Source organism: Paraburkholderia dinghuensis, from assembly GCF_003837865.1.
GTDB lineage: Bacteria > Pseudomonadota > Gammaproteobacteria > Burkholderiales > Burkholderiaceae > Paraburkholderia > Paraburkholderia dinghuensis.
This window is the reverse complement of the sequence record NZ_RQIS01000003.1, coordinates 241,944-261,914: the sequence shown is the minus strand read 5'-3', so window position 1 is coordinate 261,914 and position 19,971 is coordinate 241,944. Positions and strand designations below refer to the sequence as shown.

The following is a 19,971-nucleotide window of genomic DNA, read 5'->3' as shown; positions in this document are numbered from 1 at the left end:
CGGCCAGCGCACATTTGCGCATAGATACCGTTGCGAATACTCAACCGGCAATAAAAAACCGGCCAGTGGCCGGTTTGTGTCCGTTGACATCGCCGGGCCGGCGCATTGGCCGGTCTTGCGAAGCGAAATGGAAAGAAAACGGGGGGGGATATCCGCTCAGATCGAGAACGTCTCGCCCTTCTGGCCGCTCGACTCGCGCAACGCCGTGACCCACTGGTGCGCCGGCAGACCGAGCGTGGTTTCGAGCACGCGGGCGCGCTTTTCGAGCGCCGCATACGTCACCTCGAGCGCGGGACCGGAAAATGCGAGCGCGACGCGATTGCCCTCGTGCACTTCCGGCAGCGCGATCACGCGGCCCTCGAACGCCTCGTTGAGGCGCTTCATGTTGCGCACGAAGCTCGGATGATCGCCGAAGAGATTGATCGTCGCGATACCGGCATCGGCGAGGCACGCGCGCACGGCGCGATAGAACGCGACACCGTCGAGCACCGGGCCGCGCGCGGTCGCGTCATAGACGTCGATCTGCAGCGCGCCGATGGTACCGTTGTTCGCGCGGTCGTTCACGAAGTCCCACGCGTCGAGCTCACGCACGGTGAGACGCGCATCGTCGGGCGGGAGTTCGAACATCGTGCGTGCAGCCACCACGACCGCCGGATTCAGTTCGATCGCTTCAACCTTCGCGTCACGCAGATAGTGGTGCGCGAATTTCGTCAGCGCTGCTGCGCCGAGGCCGAGTTGCACGATGCGCTTCGGCGTCGCGAGGAACAGCAGCCAGGCCATCATCTGCTGGGCGTATTCCAGCTCGATATGATGCGGCTTCTTCAGGCGCATCGCGCCTTGCACCCACTCGGTGCCAAAGTGCAGATAGCGCACGCCGTCCTCTTCCGAAAACGTCACCGGCGCAAAACGCGGCTTGCGCGGCGCTTCGATAATCGGCGCACGGTCGAGATCGTCGGCGGCGCGGCGCGTGCGTGCGGCGTCCTTTGCAGTTTTCGCGGTCTTTGCGCGTGGCGCGGTTCCGGCTTCCGCGCTCTCCAGTTTCGCGGCAGCGTCCGCGTTGCGGGCAGTACGGGTCTGGCGGAATGCGCGTGCCTCAGCCGAGGCGCGTTTGATCAAGGTCGTCATGTTAGAGATATCGTGCTAAAGAGGCGGTTTCCCGGGCGAACGAGAGCATAGCACTCGTCGGCCTCGCACTCCGTCACCTCAGCACTGTGATGATCGTCTTGCCGTCGACGATCTCCCCGTCCTTGACCATCTGCAACGCGGCACGAACGCGGTTTAGGGCGACAGGCATAACTTCCGCTCTTATATCGCGCACGAAAGAATCCGGTCAGAACGTTTCCCAGGATTCGTCGCTTTGCTCAACCGGCTTGACCGCTTCTGCCGCGACGACCGACTTCATCGCAACACGCGGCACGGAACGCACGGGTGCCACGGATGCTTTATTCGCTGGCATAGCCTGTCTGCGCGGCGCGACACTGGCAGTCCCCGCAAAAGCCGCGTGTGCCGTCGAGACCTTGAACACGGACACGGCATCACGCAAACCACGCGCCTGCTCGGCCATTGACTGCGCCGCAGCCGACGCCTGTTCGACCAGCGCCGCATTTTGCTGCGTGACCTGATCCATCTGGACCACCGCCGAGTTCACCTGCTCGATGCCCTTGTGCTGCTCGTTCGACGCGGCGGCGATCTCCCCCATCAGATCCGTCACGCGACGCACGGCGGACACCACCTCGTTGATCGTGCGACCCGCCTCGTCCACCTGTTCCGTGCCGGTCGTGACGCGATCCACCGACTCGTTGATCAGTTCCTTGATCTCCTTCGCTGCCGTCGCCGCACGCTGCGCGAGGCTGCGCACTTCGCCCGCGACCACCGCGAAACCGCGCCCCTGCTCGCCCGCCCGCGCCGCTTCGACAGCCGCGTTCAGCGCGAGGATGTTGGTCTGGAACGCAATGCCTTCGATCGTGCTGATGATGTCGGCGACCTTCGCCGAGCTTTCCGAAATTTCGCGCATGGTGTGAACCACGCGCCCCACCACTTCGCCACCACGCGCAGCGACTTCGGATGCATTCGCTGCCAGCGTGTTGCCCTGCTTCGCGCTTTCCGTGTTCTGACGCACGGTGGCAGTCAGCTCTTCCATACTTGCTGCGGTTTCTTCGAGCGACGCGGCCTGTTCCTCGGTACGCGAGCTCAGATCGGTGTTGCCCGTGGCGATTTGCGATGCACCGGTGGCGATGGTTTCACTGCCGTTGCGCACCTGGCCGATCAGATTCGCGAGATTCGTGTTCATCTGCTTGAGTGCGCCGAGCAGTTGTGCCGCCTCGTCGCTGCCGTGCGCGTCGATATGCGAGGTCAGATCGCCATTCGCAACCGTTTGCGCGACCGCGACAGCTTTTTGCATCGGCTCGACGATCGAGCGCGCGATTACTGCAGCCGTCACGATGCCGATCACCACCGCGAGCGCAATCGCCACCCCGATCGCAACGAGCGCCGTATGGTAGGTCGACGAGGCCTCGTTGCGCGCCGCGTTGGCGCCCTGCGTCTGAAACGCGACATCTTTGGAGATCGCGTCCATCGCCGTGTTAAAGGTCACGGAAGTGTCGCCGGTTGCGAGCGCATCGGCTGCCGCGACATTGTTCGCCTCCGACAAGGCGAGCATCTGCTTGTCGGTCGTCAGATAGTCGCTCCAGGTGCTCCGGATGCGCTGGGCCAGTTGTGTCTCGTCCGCCCCGTCAATCGTCTTCTCGTAGGCGCTCATCGCCGTTTCGAACTGCTGTTGCGCAGCTTCGTGGGCGGCGTGCAGAGTCTGCTTCTTTGCTGCATCCGTCTCGAGCACGAAACGCAACGACGTGCGCCGCACTCCGTTCTCGGCCGCCCGCACATCGCCGAGCGTGCGCGTGCCCACCAGCCAGTTATCGGCAAGATCGACGGTTTTGTCGTTGAGTCTCGACGCCTCGAACGTGGCGAAGCCACCGACCGCACACAGCAGAATCAACAAAATTCCGAAACCAACACCGAGTCGGGCACCAATGCGCAAGCTGTTCAAACTAAACCCCATCTACGACTCCATTGATTAGCAAACTCTTGAAAAGCGCCTCGACGCTTTTAGCTTGTTATGGATCAAATGTCGGCCAACCTGGGAGAATCCTTGAGGGTTTTGCTTCGATTTCTTTTTGCTACTGACGCTTAGGTAATGTCCCTTTTTTGTTAATAACACCTATGTAATTGCTTACCTAATGCCCAACAGGCAGTCCGAAAAGCGACATTTAAAAATAGTCCCACATCAATCAAGTCAGTTAGCTTTGTAAACGGCGTTCAGGCGTGGCCGCCAGTTGCGAATGTGCTGGTGCGCCGTAAGCGAACAGCCACAAGCCACACTCTAGATCAGGCACTAAATTATGTTGTGCCGGCCTCACTCGTCAGCGTCATGCATGCGGTTCGCGCCACCTGATGCATCTTCCGCAACATCGGCCAACTTCTCCAGCATGGCGCGACCGCGTCAGTATGTGCAGCGGAGTCCTCCACCGACCACATGAACGGTCAATGCATCAGGAGTACATACCAATGCGCGGACGATTCAGCACCTGATCGTTGCACTCGCTGCCCGATGGCACAGCTGTCAACGGTCAAAACGTGCCGCCAAGCCGCAATTGTGATTAGCATAGCTCGGACACTCACGGCGAAATGCGGAGTGTCCGTTGCTGACGGCAACGGCTCTACACAGCGCTCAATTCCGCGATCCGCCCTGCGCGCGCTCGATCTCGACGCGGTTGCGGCCCGCCGCCTTGGCCCGGTACAACGCATCATCGGCGCGCCGGATCAACGCGTCGGCGTCGGTCGTACCCGCCGCCACTGCGACGCCGATGCTGCAGGTCACCGCAATGCCCTGCTCGTCGAACTGGATCGCCGTCCTCGCGACCTGCTCCCGAACGCGCTCGCCGACTCGAACCGCCTCGTCCTCATCGACACCCGACAGCACCATCAGGAATTCTTCGCCGCCGTATCGGCCTACCGCGTCCATCGCCCGTGCGCCGGCCCGCAGTCGTTCGGCCACGGTGCGCAAGACCTGATCGCCGGCCGCGTGCCCTTGCTTGTCGTTGATGGCCTTGAAGTAATCGACATCGATCATCAGAACGGCAACCGACGACGTCCCCGGCTGCGCCAGTTCTGCGTCGAGCAACTCCCGGATCGCCAGACGATTCCACAGATGCGTCAGTACGTCGATGCGCGCCTTCATCTCAAGCTCTTCGTTCGACAACGCGAGCGCGACCTGCGACTCCGACAAAGCCACCACCTGCAATTCGTGATTCGCCATTGCGGCCAGATCGGCGAGACTATCCATCTCGTCAGTGCCGAAGTCACGGGGCGTGTTATCGCCAATGCACAGCACGCCAACGTGTTCGCCGTCGAACAGCAAAGGCACGCCGGCGTAGAAAACCCAATTGTGGGCTAATGCGCTATCGCTGACGCGAACGTCCTCGCGGGCGTCGCGTATCACGCAGACGTCTTTGTCCAGCACCGTGTAGTGACAGTACGAGTCCTTGCGCAGCCCTTCCACGCCGTCGAAGCCCTGAACGCTTTTGAGCCACGCGAGTTTCTCCCCGACGATGTCGATGCATGCCATCGGCACACCGAAAATCCGCCGGGCCAGCCGGGTGATCCGGTCAAAGCGCTCCTCGGCCGGGGTACCGAGCAACCTGACTTTGTGAACGGCGGCAAGTCGTCTGTTTTCGTGGGGTGAGTTTGGTGCGGCTGGCATGGTATTCAGTTGATATTCGCGTTCTGGTGACGCGCTCGCCCGACGAAAAAGCAGCGGACCTGACGCCGGTTCATAAGAAGGGGAAATGGCACGAATTTACACTTGCCGGGACGCCAGCGTCAGTTCATCTGCCCTGGCGAAACGCGGCGGCGGGTGATTTTACCTGAGCCATAAATCCGGTCGCCGCGGGCACGGAAGCTGGAGTTGGGCAGGTTCCGCTCCGCCAACCGCGACGCTTTTCCATTAAGGGACAGCGCACGATGACCGGGCGGCCCGGCGCAGACAAGGTAAAAGCTCGCGGCACCCCTGTGCAGTTGCCACTAACAAACAACGCCCTGGCGACGAGAAGCCAATGTCACTCGCGCGATCGGGCAGGTGTCGCCGCCGAACCTGCCAGGAGCCCGCCATCAATGTTGAATTCACTACCCGTGATGTACGTCGCCTCGTCCGACGCCAGTAACAATGCGAGGGCAGCAACTTCCTCAGGCATGCCGAACCGCCGAAGTGGGGTATCACGAACCAGCGCAGCCATTCGTTCCTCGCGGCCTGCATCGGTACCCAACATGGGCTCCCAAATGGGCGTGAGGATGGCAGCTGGGTGAATCGAATTGCAGCGAACCTTGAGGTTCTGCTCTGCGCAGTAGAGCGCAACCGTTTTTGTGTGGTTGCGAACAGCGGCCTTTGACGATGCATATGCCGCAGCTCCCGGAATACCGACCAGGCCAGAGCGCGACGAGATATTGATGATCGACCCCTGCCCGTGACGCCGCATGGCCTGAATAGCGTACTTGCACCCGAGGAACACGCCGTCGAGGTTCGTCCGATGCACAGCACGCCAGTCCTCCAGACTTGCGTGCTCCGGGTCGTGCTGCACGGCCCGAGCCTCGAAGCCTGTGATTCCTGCGTTGTTGACCAATACGTCCAGTCGTCCGCGCTCCTTCAAGATCTGCGTCGTTACGCGCTGCCAATCGCCTTCCACTCGAACGTCAAGCCGCAAATACGCTGCGCGCTCGCCAATCGACGTCGCAACAGTTCCGCCAAGCTCATCGTTGATATCAGTGACGTAGACGAAGCAACCGCTCTCTGCGAACGTCCGTGCAATCGATGCACCGATTCCCTGGGCCGCGCCAGTGATGAGCGCAACCTTGGAAGCAAGTCTCTCGTTCATACGTATGCGACTCCGTACTTTCTTTTGGCGCGTGATGCAAGCAATAGACTCGCACTCTACGCGTCTTTCAGCCAGGGCATTTCCACCGGCGACACCACAAGCTGTCGGGCCTCGCGCTTCAGTTCGAAGATGAACCCGACCAGGATCATCGACTCGGCATAGGGAATCGGGAATACGTGCGGATTTTCCGCGGCGCGAAGGGGGCGCGTGGGCGTGTCCGCCGTCGTCGCGGCGTTCTCGCGGACGCTTTCCAGTTCGTCCGCCATTGCCTGACCACTTACTTTCACGACCCGGCTACGCAAATCGCTGAAAGGTTCGATACGCGCCGCGTCTTCGTTGTATTCGGGCACTTCATAGATGAACCAGGACATTTGCCGCTCCCAAGAAAAGTGCTGCCATTTTAACCGTCGGCGTAAGCCGCCACCTTCCGGCGCCCAACCCCACCGCCTCGTTCATTTGGCGTCACACGAAGGCAACGCAACGGGTGCCCGCGTGAAACAGGTTGCGTTGTTGCCCTCTCAGATCAACTGGCGTAGCTGCCGCCAAACGGCCAATTTTTCAGCATAGGGAACAGAGGCGTGGGCAGGACTGCTTGATGGCAAGCGGAGAAGCCTATATTTATCCCCGCGCTCGCCAAGTGTCTTTACCCCAATCTTCGCGGCCGCCCCACCATTGAATGCAATCGCACACAGACTCGGTAGCGTATCGATGAGAGCGATCAGATCATTACTCGAATGATCTCTGATACGGCTATCAAGGCTACCGGTTCGCCGGGCTTCTGCTACGACGTCCCACAGTCCGATGCGGTTCTCAAGCAAGGTATGGAGACGAGTCGCGTAGTCGGCACCGGCAAGATCCCGTTCGATCACATGTCCGACCAGAAGCCAGAATTTGTTCTGCTTATGCGCGTAGTACTGCTGTTGCGCAAGCGACGCCTCCCCCGGCAAACTGCCGAGAATCAGCACACGCGTCTTATCATCGACGACGGGTGGAAAACAGCGCTTGAAAGTCATCGCCCCTCCGGCAACGCCTCAACGCAATTCAGAATGCGCACGTTGCGCAGCATTTGCACGCGAAGCCGTGTGATCGAGCGGGCCGCGTTCGCGTCCCATATGCACGTTGTGCTCTACGTGCTCTATGTGCGCAACGTGCGCGAGATGCGTCCACAGTGCGGGCAACATGCACTCGGTGACGAGCAAGGGGGCGCCGTGCCGCTCGAACACCGACCGGCGCGCAGCGTGAGCGTGCGGCACGCGTGAGTGTGTTGCATTCGCGGCGAGCGCATAAAGTGCATGTCGCGCATTTACGCGCCGACTAACGAGCGCAGATCGCGAAACACCGCTGTCGCTATACAGAAGTTCGGCCAGCGGCCGCGTGCGCAAGCTGCGCATCGCCCGCCAGGCGCCATGACTCGCGGCGAGCGGCGTCGCGCTGTGCGCGGCGACGAACGGCACGCCGTCGACGACGAGCACGATCTCGCGCACCCACGCGCTCGCACGCGGTGCGAGTCCAAGCGCCGCACGCTCGTCGGGCCACGGTAGATCCACGGCTTCGCGCGTCACGCGCACCTCGACCTGGCCTAGCGTGCGCAGATGTGCGGTCAGCGAACCGCCGCGCGTAAGCCAGTCTTTCTGATCGGCACTGAAGCCGGGCATAGGCGCCACGCGCCAGTGCGCGTCGGCTGCATCAAATCGGATGGGCATGGCGCGCATTATAGGCCGCGCATGGTTCGCGCCGCACTCAGACGCGTCAAAGAAAAACCCCTCGCAGCGCACAGGCCGCGAGGGGTTTCGAAGGCGCTTACGTCACGCGCCCTGTGCAGTCAGCCTGCGCGAGCGAGCAGAAGCGCGTTGGTACGCTTCACGAAGCTCGCCGGATCTTCGAGCGCGCCGCCTTCAGCGAGCAGCGCCTGATCGAAGAGCAGATGGCACCAATCCGCGAAATCGGCGTGATCGGCAGACAACGCCTTCACGAGCGGATGCTCCGGGTTCACTTCCAGAATCGGATGGAACTCGGGCGCCTGCTGGCCCGCGGCCTTCAGCATGCGCTGCAGATAGCCGCTCATCTCGCCTTCGTCGGCCACGAGGCACGACGGCGAATCGGTCAGGCGGAACGTGAGGCGCACGTCCTTCGCCTTGTCCTTGAGCGTCTCCTTCATCTTTTCGACGAGCGGCTTCAGATCCTCGCTCACCTTCTCTTGCTGCTGCTTTTCCTCGTCGTTGAGCGCGCCCAGATCGAGGTCCCCGCGCGCGACGCTCGCGAGCGGCTTGCCGTCGAACTCGTTCAGGTACGACAGCATCCACTCGTCCACGCGGTCCGTGAGCAGCAGCACTTCCACGCCCTTCTTGCGGAACACTTCGAGATGCGGGCTGTTCTTCGCCGCGAGCCAGGAGTCGGCGGTAACGTAGTAGATCTTCGTCTGCTCGGGCTTCATGCGCGCGACGTAGTCCGCGAGCGACACACTCTGCTCTGCGGTATCGCCATGCGTCGAGGCAAAACGCAGCAGCTTCGCGACGCGTTCGCGATTCGCGAAGTCCTCGCCGATGCCCTCTTTCATCACCTGGCCGAACTCGGTCCAGAACGTCGTGTACTTCGCCTTGTCCTCGTCCTTCGCTTCCGCGTCGGTCTGCGCGCCGGCCATTTCTTCGAGCATCGACAGCACGCGCTTGGTCACGCCATCGCGGATCGCCTTGACGTCGCGGCTTTCCTGCAGGATTTCGCGGGAAACGTTGAGCGGCAGATCGCTCGAATCGACCACGCCCTTCACGAAGCGCAGATAAGCGGGCAGCAATTGCTCGGCGTCGTCCATGATGAAGACGCGCTTCACGTAGAGCTTGAGGCCGCCGCGATGATCGCGGTTCCACATATCGAACGGCGCGTGCGACGGCACGTAGAGAAGTTGCGTGTACTCGCTGCGGCCTTCGACGCGGTTATGCGTCCACGCGAGAGGATTCTGATGATCGTGCGCGAGGTGCTGATAGAACTGCTCGTACTGCTCGTCGCTGATATCGCTCTTCGCACGCGTCCACAGCGCGCTGGCCTGGTTGATGGTCTCGACTTCGTCCTTCGTGACCGTCTCGCTCTTTTCGGCGTCCCACTCTTCCTGCTGCATTTCGATCGGAAGGCCGACGTGATCCGAATACTTCTGGATGATCGACTTGATCTTCCACGACGAGAGCAGTTCGTCCTCGTCCGCGCGCAGATGCAGCGTGATCGTGGTGCCGCGCGGCGCGCGCTCGATCGTGTCCACCGAGAACTCGCCCTCGCCCGCGCTTTCCCAGCGCACGCCTTCGCTCGCTGGGAGGCCCGCACGGCGGCTCTCGACGGTGATCTTGTCCGCGACGATGAAGCCCGAATAGAAGCCCACACCGAACTGGCCGATCAGCGCGGCGTCCTTCTGCTGGTCGCCGGACAGTTTGCCGAAGAATTCCTTCGTGCCCGAGCGCGCGATCGTGCCGAGGTGCGCGACCGCCTCGTCATGGCTCATGCCGATGCCGTTATCGTCGATCGTGATCGTGCGCGCAGCCTTGTCGTAGCCCACGCGGATGCGCAGGTTCGGATCGTTTTCGTAGAGCGCGTTGTTCGCGATCGCTTCGAAGCGCAGTTTGTCGGCCGCGTCGGATGCGTTCGAGATCAGCTCGCGCAGAAAAATTTCCTTGTTGCTGTACAGCGAATGGATCATCAGGTGCAGAAGCTGTTTCACTTCCGCCTGGAAGCTCATCGTTTCTTGAGCCATGGTCGAGGGTCCTCTTTCGTTGCAATGCGAATTGGGTGGGTTCGCGCCCGGTGCGGCGCGCCGTCCGTGCAAATGGGGACGATCCACGCGCGTTTCAAGTGTTTCGCGTGTTTTGAATGTTTCAAGCGCCGGTCGAACCGGCTCGCCGCTCGACGCTGTCCAGGTAGCTCGTCAGGAACGACGCCAGCGCCGGGTCCCCGCAGTTCGCGATGTTAAAGCGCATCCACGTGGTCGGCGACTGGTGCGGCGAGAACAGGCTCCCGGGGGTCAGCAGGAAGCCCGCCTCGTGGCCGGCGGCCGTGAGCGCGTCGGCGCTGACACCCGTGTCGGCCCACAGGAACATGCCCGCCCCGGGCGCCGTGAAAAGGCGCATGCCCGTGCGCTCGAGCATCCGCGCGGCCTTGTCGCGCACGCCGTCGAGCCGCGCGCGCAGGCGCTCCACGTGGCGCCGGTAATGGCCTTCGGAGAGCACGCGATACAGCACGCGCTCATTGAGTTCAGGCGTCGTCATGGCCACGAGCATCTTCTGGTCGCTGACAGCCTGCGTGACGTCGAGCGCCGAAGCAATGAAGCCGACGCGCAGATTCGGCGCGAGCGTCTTGGAAAAACTGCCGAGGTAGATCACGCGGCGCAGCTGGTCGAGGCTCGCGAGACGCGTGGCCGGATAGCCCGCCGGGCAGAGGTCGCCGTAGACGTCGTCTTCGACGACGATGAAGTCGTACTGCTCCGCCAGCCGCAGGATGCGGAACGCCTGCGCGGCCGTGAGCGACGTGCCGGTGGGATTCTGCAGCACCGAATTGATGACGAGCATTCTTGGCCGCCACGTTTCGACGAGCGACTCAAGCGCGTCGAGGTCGGGGCCCTCGGGCGTGTACGGCATGCCGACGAGCCGCGCGCCCTGCGACGCGAAACGCCCGAACATCTGGAACCACGCTGGATCGCCGACGATCACCGTGTCGCCCGGCTGCACGTAGATGCGCGCGAGCAGGTCGATGGCCTGCGTGATGCCGGAAACCATCACGATCTGATCGGGTGAGGCACCGATCTCGAATTCGGCAAGGCGCGTCTGCAGTTGCTGACGCAGCGGCAGGAAACCCTGCGGCGAGCCGAAGCCGAGTATCTGCGAGCCGCTCTGGCGCCCGAGCGAGCGCAGCGCGCCCGAGATCAGTTCGCCGTCCAGCCAGCGCGCTGGCAGATAGCCGAGGCCGGGCCCCTTCTCCGGACGCGTCGAGGACTGAAGCATGTTGCGCAGCAGCCAGACTACGTCGATGGTGGGTGGCTCGATGGGCCCGGCTGAATCGGCCGGGCCGCTCGCCCCGGTTGCGCGACGCTCGATGGGAGACGCGCTCGCAAACCGCTCGCGCACGTAGAAGCCCGAGCCGCGCCGCGAATCGAGATAACCCTGCGCGACGAGCCGCTCGTAGGCCTCGACCACCGTGAAGCGCGACACACCCTTGTCGAGCGCGAGCTTGCGGATCGACGGCATGCGCATGCCGGGTCGAAACACGCGCTCGTCAATGCGGCGACGGCCCCACTGCACGAGCTGGTCGACGAGGGTGAGCGTGGCCGCGTCGTGCGGGGCCGGAATCTGGTCGAGCGGGACGGAGGACATGATTTCTCTCAACTGTACCGAACACTATCGGATCGATTGTACCGTTACTGTCTGGTCGCGTGCCGGTACATTTGATGTTCCGCGTTGTGGTAAGCCGCACCTTTTTGGGACCGGAGTAAGCGCTGAAGCGTCTATTCCAGTCGACCGCCCTGACGGGCATGGGACCGCCCTTACGGGCATGGGACGGGAGTAAGCGCTGAAGCGCTAACTCCCGTCGACACAGGAGACCCACATGGATCAAAGCGATCTTCAAGCCGCCCGCGCCTGGCAACTGTCCGAGCGCGCCATCAAGCTCACCAGCTCGGCGATTCGCGAAATCCTGAAGGTCACCGAACGTCCCGAGGTCATTTCGTTCGCGGGCGGCCTGCCCTCGCCGGCCACCTTCCCCGTCGAGGAAATGCGCGCCGCCTCCGACCGCATCCTGCGCGAAAACGCCGCCGCCGCGCTCCAGTACAGCGCGACCGAAGGCTATCTGCCGCTGCGCGAGTGGGTCGCCCAACGCCATTCGGTTGGCGGCGTGAAAATCCGTCCTTCGCAGGTGCTCATCACCACCGGATCGCAACAGGCGCTCGACCTGCTCGGCAAGGTTCTCGTGTCGCCGGGCAGCCCCGTGCTCGTCGAGACGCCCACGTACCTCGGCGCGCTCCAGTCGTTTTCGCTCTTCGAGCCGCGCTACGTGCAGGTACCGTCCGACGACCTCGGCCTCGTCCCCGAAGGTCTCACGCCCGAACTGACCGCCGGCGCGCGCCTGCTCTACGCGATTCCGAATTTTCAGAACCCGACGGGCCGCCGCCTGCCGCTCGCGCGTCGCGAAGCGCTCGCGGCGTACGCATTGCGCGCGCCGTTCCCGGTGATCGAGGACGATCCTTACGGCGCGCTCGACTACGCGGGCCAACCGCTGCCGACGCTGCTCTCAATGGCACCGGAGCACATCGTCCATCTCGGCTCGTTCTCGAAGGTGCTGGCGCCGGGCCTGCGCGTGGGCTACATCGTCGCGCCCGAAGCGCTGCACTTCAAACTCGTGCAAGCCAAGCAAGCGGCCGATCTGCACACGCCGAGCTTCACGCAACGCATCGTCCACGAGGTCGTCAAAGACGGCTTCCTCGATACGCATGTGCCGAAGATCCGCGCGCTCTACCGCGACCAGTGCGAGGCGATGCATACCGCGCTCGCGCGCTACATGCCCGAGGGCGTAAGCTGGAACCGGCCTGAAGGCGGCATGTTCATCTGGGTGAATCTGCCCGCGCGAATCGACAGCATGAAGCTACTCGACGAAGCCATCGCGCAAAACGTGGCGTTCGTGCCCGGCGCGCCGTTCTTTGCGAATGAGGCGCGACACAATACACTGCGCCTGTCGTTCGTCACGGTGCCGCCCGAAAAGATCGACGAAGGCATCGCAAGGCTCGGCGCACTGATCCGTGCGCGCGCCTGAAGTCGCGCACCCGTCGACCGGCACACACGTTTTCGTACTTATATTTCTCGCACGAGGATTTCCGAACATGGCCGACATCAACGTTTACGATCGTCTCGAACAGCTTGGCATCACCTTGCCGCAGGCCGGCGCGCCCGCCGCGGCCTACGTGATGAGCGCACAGAGCGGCAACACGGTGTACCTCTCCGGTCACATCGCCAGGAAGGATGGCAAGGTGTGGGCCGGCAAGCTGGGCGACAACCTGACCACCGAAGAAGGCAAGGCCGCCGCACGTTCGATCGCGATCGACCTGATCGCCACGCTGCATGCCCACACCGGCGACCTCAACAAGGTCAAGCGCGTCGTCAAGGTCATGAGCCTCGTAAACTCGACGCTCACGTTCACCGAACAACACATCGTCACGAACGGCGCATCGGAACTGATCGCCGACGTGTTCGGCGAAAAGGGCAAGCACGCGCGATCGGCGTTCGGCGTGGCGCAGATTCCGCTCGGCGCGTGCGTCGAGATCGAGCTGATTGCCGAAGTCGAATAAACGTCGATCGGCTTCCGGGCCTCGCGCTCCTGCGACGCCCACCGGTTTGACTGCATGCGGCCCGCGTGCGGGCCGCCCACGGCGCCCCGTGCGCGGGCCTTTCTTTTACGCCTTCACTCCACACTGCCATGACTAATCGCAGCGTCCGCTTCAAACAGGTCGACGTGTTCACGCCGGTGCCGTTCAAGGGCAATCCGCTCGCCGTGGTATTCGACGCCGACGGCCTCGAAACCGCGCAGATGCAAGCCATCGCACGCTGGACCAATCTCTCCGAGACCACCTTCCTCTTGTCGCCCACCGACGCACGCGCCGACTACCGCGTGCGCATCTTCACGACGTGCGGCGAGCTGCCCTTCGCCGGACATCCGACACTCGGCACCGCGCACGCCCTGCTCGAAAGCGGCTATCGACCGAAGACGCCGAGACGCCTCGTGCAGGAGTGCGGCGCCGGTCTCGTCGAACTGGCCGAACGCAAGGAGGGTGCCTGGGCATTCGCCGCGCCGCCCGCGCGTGTGAGCCCACTGCCGCCCGCGCAGTACGACGCACTGCGCGCCGCATTGCGCTCGGATGCAATCGATTTCGACGCGGCGCCGTGTGGCGTCGACAACGGCGCGCCGTGGCTCGTCGTGCGCCTCGCGTCCGCCGATGCCGTACTCGCGCTCGACCCCGACATGGAGGCCTTCGCGGCGATCGCCGAGGGCGTCGGCGCACAAGGCCTCGCCGCCTATGGACCGCACGCGGCGGGCGGCCCGGCCACGTTCGAGGTCCGTTGCCTGATGACGGGCCTCGGCAAGGGCGAAGACCCCGTCACGGGCAGCGCCAACGCCGCTATCGCCATGCTGCTCGATCAGCAAAACCGTCGACCCGGCGCACACTACACCGTGCGCCAGGGCACCGTGATGGGGCGCGATGGCCGCGTCACAGTTGACTACGAGGACAGCGGCCGGGTGTGGATCGGCGGTACGTCGGTCACGATCGTCGACGGTACCTGCTGCCTGCCCTGAGCAAGCGTCGACGCCTCGCGCCTCTGCAGCGACAGGCGTCGGCTTATGCGCCATCGCTCATTTATGCTCCGCGTATCGCCGCAACGGCCCGCGCGGCAACGAAACTCGCGTATTACCTGAGGCGCAAGCGCTTCCGTAAACTATTCCCAACCTTTAATATCGAACGGTCGCATCGGGCGCTGAAAGGCGGCTGATGCCATCGCTTCGCGCACGTCCTGCGCGCCTTCCTCAGCCGTCCCGCCCAGCATGCCGCCGACAAGTCCGAGCGCCACGTTGCCGTCCCGGCCGCCGCACCCGCGGCACGGTGAGTCATGCGCGAGGCGGTCGAGATGAGCGCTGGCCGCAGTCCGTTCTCCCGCGGAGCGGGCCTGCATGCAACGCCCGCTCCCATCATCGCGCGCCCGCGCACGCTTCTGGCAATCCCGATCCTCGGCCTCCTCGTGCTCGTGCTGCTGTGGGCCGTGATCTTCGTGCGCCTCTCCGTCGAAAAAGAATCGACGATGCGCGAGGCCACCGCGTCCGCAGCGCTCCTCTCGGCGGCGCTCGAACAACATACGGTCAAGGCGATCCATCAGGTCGACCAGATCACGCGCTTCGTGAAGTACGAATTCGAGAAATCGCCGGAGCATTTCAATCTTGCGAACACGGTCGAAAAGGGCGTCGTGCAGAGCGACTCGCTCGTGCAGGTCTCGCTCATCGACGAACACGGCCGGCTCATGGCGAGCACTGCGGAGCCGAACCCGAAGCCGATCGATCTCTCCGATCGCGAACACTTCCGCGTGCACGAGCACGAGAACGACGACCAGCTCTTTATCAGCAAACCGGTGCTCGGCCGTTTGTCCGGCCAGTGGACGCTGCAGATGACACGCCGGCTCAACCATCCCGACGGCTCGTTCGCGGGCGTCGTGGTGGTCTCCGAAGACCCGAGCTACTTTACGAGCGACTTCTACAACAACGCGGCCATCGGGCGCGAAGGCGTGATCGCCGTGATCTCCGACACGGGCACGGTGCTGGCCCGCCGCACCGGCATCGCAGAACGCGCGAACGGCACGTTCTCCGCGAGCGGCGAGTACCCGATCTCCGAACACGTCTCCGGGACTTACGACGACCCGCTCGACCACGTCAAGCGCATCGTGTCGTACCGGCATATCGACGGCTATCCGCTCGGCGTGCTCGTCGGTCTTTCGCATGCCGAAGAGTTCAGCGACTACAACCACACGCGCGACGTCTATCTGCTCATGGCGACGTTCATCTCGCTCGCCATGCTGTCGTTCTTCGCGGTCGCGACGGGACTCATCGGCAAGCTGCTCGGGCGCGAGCGCGAGATGTCGCAACTCGTGCAGTACGACCTGCTGACCGGCCTGCCCAACCGCTACGCCACATTGCAGCAGTTGCGCCATGAGGTCTCGCAGCCGGGCAACGTCGGACGCCTTGCGATCCTCTTCATCGACCTCGACAACTTCAAGACCGTCAACGACACGCTCGGCCACAACGCCGGTGACATCGTGCTGCAGATGAGTTCGGCGCGTCTTGCCGACGCCGTGGGCGGGGGTGGCACGCTCGCGCGCATCGGCGGCGACGAGTTCGTCGTGATCGTCAAGGGCGACGACATCGAGAATCGTGCGATCGCGATCGCGGAAGCGACCAGCGCAGCGTTCACGCAGCCCTTCGAAGTGCGCGGCAGCGCGTTCGTGCTGCACGCGAGCACCGGCATCGCGCTCTACTCAGTCGCGCACGAAAGCGAAATCGATATGCTGAAAAAGGCCGATCTCGCGATGTACGCCGCGAAGGAAGCGGGCCGCAACTGCTTCCGCTTCTACTCGCCGCAACTCGCACATCGCGCCGACCATTTGATGAAGTGGGAGCAGCAATTACGCGTGGCGCTCGCCGAAGGTCAGCTGTTCCTCGCTTACCAGCCGAAGATCGATCTACGGCGGCGCTGCATTACGGGCTTCGAGGCGCTCGTGCGCTGGACCCATCCGCAGTACGGGCTCATTGCCGCAAACGAATTCATTCCCGTCGCCGAATCGACCGGCCTCATCGTGCCCATCGGCGATTTCGTGATCCGTTCGGCCTGCGCGCAGCTCGCGCAGTGGCAACAACAGGGCTATGAAACGCTCACGCTGGCCATCAATATCTCAGCGGTCCAGTTCTGGCGCGGCGATCTCTACGAAACGGTCACGCGCGCGATCGAGGAATCGGGCGTCGCCGCGCACCGGCTCGAACTGGAGATCACCGAAACGGCGATGATGGAGTACCCCGAACTCGTCTCCGAGAAGATCTTCGCGCTAAAGCGCCTTGGCGTGCGCGTGGCCCTCGACGACTTCGGCACGGGCTACTCGTCGCTCTCGTATCTGAACCGCTTCGCAGTCGATACGCTCAAGGTGGACCGCTCGTTCGTGCAGGCGATTCCCGCCGACCGCAGCGTCTGCATGATGGTCTCGGCGATCGTGAATCTTGCGCGCTCGCTCGGACTGACGGTGGTCGTCGAAGGCACGGAGACCGAGGAGCAGATCGCATGGCTTTCGGCGCTCGGGCCGATCGAGGCACAGGGCTACCTGTTTTCGCGTCCCGTACCGGTGGAAGGCATAGGCGCGCTGATCGAACGATTCGGCGTATGCGCGAGCGCGCATGGCGGGGACACGGCCGAACGCAACAGACACAGCGGACAGAGCGAGCGCCTGAGCGACGCGCCGCATTCCGGCTAAATGTGGGTGGCGCTCGACGCGCTTGTGGGCAGCGCCGCGCGACCTACTGCTCGATCAAGGAAGAAGCTTAGTACCCGCGCGCCAATACCGCGACGCCGATCGTCACGACGCCGAGCACGAGATTGACGACCACGAGCCGGCGCACCGTGTTCACGGCTTGCGCGCCTTCGGGCCAGCTCTGCGACTGCACGGCGCGGCGAATGCGCGGAAAAACAGCGAACCGGATGTGGCCGTAGATCAGCATCATCACCGAGCCGAGCGCGGCCATGGTGTTCAGTTGCCAGGCGGCGTTGGCGCCGCCGAACTCCATCAGCATGAAGCCACCGCTGACCAGAATCACGATCACGGCGCCCCCAATCCAGTTGAAGAAGCTGCCGAACACCGACTCCCAGAGCGGCAGCCGCAACTGCGGCGCGAGATCTGCGAGCCCGGGGCGCAGGCAGAAGTGCGCGAACACCATGCCGCCCACCCAGACGGCAACACTCAGCAGATGCGCGAACAGCGCAATTTCCATCGCGTAACCCATGCTTCAGATTCCTTTTTGTCGTAATGGGACGGCGCGGCGGGTGCGCTCAAGGCGCGCACCCGACTGCGCACGATAATTTCACGCGGCGCTCATAGCTACATTGCGCGCCTTACTGCGGCAGAACCGGACGCAACGCCGCGATCTGCTTGAGCTTCGAGTCCGGTACGCGACCCTTGCGCGCGCGTTTGCCGATCTGCGGCGCAAGCACCGGCCCCGCCATCAGATCCTCGCCCGGCTTGCCGCCGCGGCCCGTGCCGGTCAGCACCACGCCCGCCGAGCTGATCGCGAGCGCCTGCACGAGCTTTTCATTGTCGTCGAGTTGCATCAGCGTCACACCGCGGCCGCCCGCCGAGAGCGTCTTCATCTCGTCGAGGCCGAACACGAGCAGACGCCCACCCGACGAAAGACACGCCACCTGGATGGCACCGGGCAACATCGGCATCGGTGCGAGCGGCAGGGCGCCTTCGTCGATCGTCATGAACGACTTGCCCGCCTTCACGCGGCTCTTCATGTTTTCGATCGTCGCGATGAAGCCGAAGCCGTTGCTCGACGCGAGCAGCAGTTGCTGGTTCTCACCCGCCGCGTAGTAGTGCAGCAGGTGCGTGCCCGCTTCGAGTTCGATCAGCGACGTAACCGGCACGCCATCGCCGCGCCCGCCTGGCAGAAGCGCCACGGCAACCGAATAGACGCGGCCGTTGCTGCCCCACGCGACGAGCAGGTCGGGCGTGCGGCACTGGAACGCCGCGTAGAGCGCGTCGCCGGCCTTGAACGTGAAGCCCTGCTGGTCGAGCCCGTGGCCCTTCAACGCGCGCACCCAGCCCTTCTGCGACACGACCACGGTGACCGGCTCGTCCACCACGCGCACCTCGAAGGACGCGCGTTTTTCCTGCTGGATCAGCGTGCGGCGGTCGTCGCCGTACTGCTTCGCGTCGCCTTCGATTTCCTTCACGATGAGCCGCTTCATCGACGACTCGTTTGCGAGCAGCTCTTCGAGCTTCGCCTTCTCGTCGCGCAGCTCCTCGAGTTCCTTCTCGATCTTGATCTTCTCGAGCCGCGCCAACTGGCGCAGACGGATTTCGAGGATGTCTTCGGCCTGGCGCTCCGAAAGCCCGAATGCGCTCATGAGCGCCGTCTTCGGCTCGTCCGACTCGCGGATGATGCGGATGACTTCGTCGATGTTGAGGAAGACGATCATCCGCCCTTCGAGGATGTGGATGCGATCGTCGACCTTCATCAGACGGTGCTTCGTGCGGCGCGTGACCGTCGCGAAGCGATAGCCGATCCACTCGTACAGGATCTCGCTGATGCCCTTCTGACGCGGCCGGCCGTCCGCGCCGACCATGACGAGATTGAGCGATGCGTTCGATTCGAGGCTCGTGTTCGCGAGCAGCGAAGTCACGAATTCGGTCTGGTCGATGCGGCTCGTCTTCGGCTCGAACACGAGACGCACAGGTGCGTCCTTGCCCGACTCGTCGCGCACGGCGTCGAGCAGCGCGAGCATCGACTGCTTGTTCTGCAACTGCTCGGGCGTGAGGGTCTTTTTGCCGAGCTTGAGTTTCGGGTTCGTCAGCTCCTCGATCTCTTCGAGCACCTTCTGGCATGACGTGTTCGGCGGCAGTTCGGTGACCACCAGTTGCCACTGGCCGCGCGCGAGATCCTCGATCTTCCAGCGCGCGCGCACCTTGAGGCTGCCGCGTCCCGTTTCGTAGGCCGCCGCGATCTCCGCTTCGCTCGATATGATCTGGCCGCCGCCCGGGAAGTCCGGCCCCGGCAACCGCTCCATGATCTCGGCGTGCGAAAGATTCGGATTACGAATCATCGCGACAGCCGCCGCCGCGACTTCGCGCAGGTTGTGCGAAGGAATCTCAGTGGCGAGACCCACTGCGATGCCCGATGCACCGTTCAGCAGAAGCATCGGCAGGCGCGCCGGCAGCGTCTTCGGTTCCTGGAACGAGCCATCGTAGTTCGCCATGAAATCGACGGTACCCATGTCGATTTCATCGAGCAGCAGCTTCGCGATGGGCGTGAGGCGCGCTTCCGTGTAACGCATGGCCGCTGCGCCGTCACCGTCGCGCGAGCCGAAATTGCCCTGGCCGTCGATGAGCGGATAGCGCATCGAGAAGTCCTGCGCGAGACGCACGAGCGCGTCATACGCCGACTGGTCGCCGTGCGGATGGTATTTACCGAGCACGTCGCCCACCACGCGTGCCGACTTCACGGGCTTGGCGTTGTCGCCGAGGCCCATCTCGTTCATCGCAAAGAGAATGCGCCGCTGCACCGGCTTCTGGCCGTCGCAGACATCGGGCAGCGCGCGGCCCTTCACGACGCTCACCGCGTAGTCGAGGTACGCGCGCTCCGCGTAATGGCCGAGCGTGAGCGTGTCGCCTTCGGCGCCGCCAGTCACTTCAGCAAAAAGATCGTCCATATTCAATCAGTCCGTGTTCCTGTCCAGACCTGCAAAGAAGCGCAGAAAAGCGCATGTAAGCGCAGGTTC

At 63.5% G+C, this 19,971-nt stretch carries 15 protein-coding genes; 4 read left to right on the top strand and 11 right to left on the bottom strand.

The genetic code is table 11. The annotated features are described in order from the left end of the window. Positions 1-156: 156 nt before the first annotated feature. The 9 genes from D1Y85_RS05780 to D1Y85_RS05740 form a co-directional block, all read right to left on the bottom strand. Positions 157-1,125: a class I SAM-dependent methyltransferase gene (locus D1Y85_RS05780; protein WP_124150076.1), complete on the bottom strand. Its 969-nt coding sequence runs from the start codon at positions 1,123-1,125 to the stop codon at positions 157-159. A 205-nt stretch (positions 1,126-1,330) separates the two neighbouring features. Then, entirely contained in the window at positions 1,331-3,058 is a 1,728-nt protein-coding gene (locus D1Y85_RS05775; protein WP_124150075.1) for a methyl-accepting chemotaxis protein, read from the bottom strand. 669 nt (positions 3,059-3,727) lie between these two features. Then, complete coding sequence (locus D1Y85_RS05770) at positions 3,728-4,759, bottom strand: sensor domain-containing diguanylate cyclase (protein WP_124150074.1); 1,032 nt, start codon at positions 4,757-4,759, stop codon at positions 3,728-3,730. 355 nt (positions 4,760-5,114) lie between these two features. Then, positions 5,115-5,927: an SDR family oxidoreductase gene (locus D1Y85_RS05765; RefSeq protein WP_124150073.1), complete on the bottom strand. Its 813-nt coding sequence runs from the start codon at positions 5,925-5,927 to the stop codon at positions 5,115-5,117. Positions 5,928-5,983: 56 nt separating this feature from the next. Next, on the bottom strand, positions 5,984-6,298 hold the full coding sequence (locus tag D1Y85_RS05760; protein ID WP_124150072.1) for a helicase: 315 nt from the start codon (positions 6,296-6,298) through the stop codon (positions 5,984-5,986). A 147-nt stretch (positions 6,299-6,445) separates the two neighbouring features. Then, complete coding sequence (locus D1Y85_RS05755; RefSeq protein WP_124150071.1) at positions 6,446-6,940, bottom strand: DNA-deoxyinosine glycosylase; 495 nt, start codon at positions 6,938-6,940, stop codon at positions 6,446-6,448. A gap of 18 nt (positions 6,941-6,958) precedes the next feature. Then, complete coding sequence (locus tag D1Y85_RS05750) at positions 6,959-7,630, bottom strand: chorismate--pyruvate lyase family protein (RefSeq protein WP_124150070.1); 672 nt, start codon at positions 7,628-7,630, stop codon at positions 6,959-6,961. A 119-nt stretch (positions 7,631-7,749) separates the two neighbouring features. Next, positions 7,750-9,663, bottom strand: coding sequence for a molecular chaperone HtpG (gene htpG, locus D1Y85_RS05745; protein ID WP_124150069.1), 1,914 nt, complete (start codon positions 9,661-9,663; stop codon positions 7,750-7,752). A 121-nt stretch (positions 9,664-9,784) separates the two neighbouring features. Further along, positions 9,785-11,275, bottom strand: a complete 1,491-nt coding sequence (locus D1Y85_RS05740) for an aminotransferase-like domain-containing protein (protein ID WP_124150068.1) — start codon at positions 11,273-11,275, stop codon at positions 9,785-9,787. A gap of 232 nt (positions 11,276-11,507) precedes the next feature. On the opposite strand from D1Y85_RS05740, the gene D1Y85_RS05735 reads away from it, so the two are divergent. From D1Y85_RS05735 to D1Y85_RS05720, 4 genes are all read left to right on the top strand, one after another. Further along, entirely contained in the window at positions 11,508-12,707 is a 1,200-nt protein-coding gene (locus D1Y85_RS05735) for an aminotransferase-like domain-containing protein (protein WP_124150067.1), read from the top strand. Between the two features lie 67 nt (positions 12,708-12,774). Continuing rightward, a complete protein-coding gene (locus D1Y85_RS05730) occupies positions 12,775-13,239 on the top strand; it encodes a RidA family protein (protein ID WP_124150066.1) in 465 nt (154 codons plus the stop codon). Between the two features lie 128 nt (positions 13,240-13,367). Further along, positions 13,368-14,243: a PhzF family phenazine biosynthesis protein gene (locus D1Y85_RS05725; RefSeq protein WP_124150065.1), complete on the top strand. Its 876-nt coding sequence runs from the start codon at positions 13,368-13,370 to the stop codon at positions 14,241-14,243. A 329-nt stretch (positions 14,244-14,572) separates the two neighbouring features. Further along, positions 14,573-16,951 carry a bifunctional diguanylate cyclase/phosphodiesterase gene (locus D1Y85_RS05720; RefSeq protein WP_124150064.1) on the top strand — a complete coding sequence of 793 codons (2,379 nt, stop codon included), beginning with the start codon at positions 14,573-14,575 and terminating at the stop codon, positions 16,949-16,951. A gap of 67 nt (positions 16,952-17,018) precedes the next feature. On the opposite strand, the gene D1Y85_RS05715 is transcribed toward D1Y85_RS05720, so the two are convergent. Then, positions 17,019-17,477 (bottom strand): CopD family protein, encoded by a 459-nt coding sequence (locus D1Y85_RS05715; RefSeq protein ID WP_124150063.1) that lies wholly within the window; start codon positions 17,475-17,477, stop codon positions 17,019-17,021. Between the two features lie 109 nt (positions 17,478-17,586). Then, positions 17,587-19,902, bottom strand: coding sequence for a DNA topoisomerase IV subunit A (gene parC / locus D1Y85_RS05710; RefSeq protein WP_124150062.1), 2,316 nt, complete (start codon positions 19,900-19,902; stop codon positions 17,587-17,589). Between the last annotated feature and the right edge of the window lie 69 nt (positions 19,903-19,971).

Excerpts from the sequence above, each read along its gene's own strand:
- D1Y85_RS05760 (WP_124150072.1), bottom strand. The coding sequence starts at position 6,298 with ATGTCCTGGTTCATCTATGAAGTGCCCGAATACAACGAAGACGCGGCG.
- D1Y85_RS05765 (WP_124150073.1), bottom strand. The coding sequence starts at position 5,927 with ATGAACGAGAGACTTGCTTCCAAGGTTGCGCTCATCACTGGCGCGGCC.
- D1Y85_RS05720 (WP_124150064.1), top strand. The coding sequence starts at position 14,573 with ATGAGCGCTGGCCGCAGTCCGTTCTCCCGCGGAGCGGGCCTGCATGCA.
- D1Y85_RS05735 (WP_124150067.1), top strand. The coding sequence starts at position 11,508 with ATGGATCAAAGCGATCTTCAAGCCGCCCGCGCCTGGCAACTGTCCGAG.
- D1Y85_RS05715 (WP_124150063.1), bottom strand. The coding sequence starts at position 17,477 with ATGGGTTACGCGATGGAAATTGCGCTGTTCGCGCATCTGCTGAGTGTT.
- D1Y85_RS05770 (WP_124150074.1), bottom strand. The coding sequence starts at position 4,759 with ATGCCAGCCGCACCAAACTCACCCCACGAAAACAGACGACTTGCCGCC.
- D1Y85_RS05725 (WP_124150065.1), top strand. The coding sequence starts at position 13,368 with ATGACTAATCGCAGCGTCCGCTTCAAACAGGTCGACGTGTTCACGCCG.
- parC (WP_124150062.1), bottom strand. The coding sequence starts at position 19,902 with ATGGACGATCTTTTTGCTGAAGTGACTGGCGGCGCCGAAGGCGACACG.
- htpG (WP_124150069.1), bottom strand. The coding sequence starts at position 9,663 with ATGGCTCAAGAAACGATGAGCTTCCAGGCGGAAGTGAAACAGCTTCTG.
- D1Y85_RS05755 (WP_124150071.1), bottom strand. The coding sequence starts at position 6,940 with ATGACTTTCAAGCGCTGTTTTCCACCCGTCGTCGATGATAAGACGCGT.
- D1Y85_RS05780 (WP_124150076.1), bottom strand. The coding sequence starts at position 1,125 with ATGACGACCTTGATCAAACGCGCCTCGGCTGAGGCACGCGCATTCCGC.
- D1Y85_RS05775 (WP_124150075.1), bottom strand. The coding sequence starts at position 3,058 with ATGGGGTTTAGTTTGAACAGCTTGCGCATTGGTGCCCGACTCGGTGTT.
- D1Y85_RS05730 (WP_124150066.1), top strand. The coding sequence starts at position 12,775 with ATGGCCGACATCAACGTTTACGATCGTCTCGAACAGCTTGGCATCACC.
- D1Y85_RS05740 (WP_124150068.1), bottom strand. The coding sequence starts at position 11,275 with ATGTCCTCCGTCCCGCTCGACCAGATTCCGGCCCCGCACGACGCGGCC.
- D1Y85_RS05750 (WP_124150070.1), bottom strand. The coding sequence starts at position 7,630 with ATGCCCATCCGATTTGATGCAGCCGACGCGCACTGGCGCGTGGCGCCT.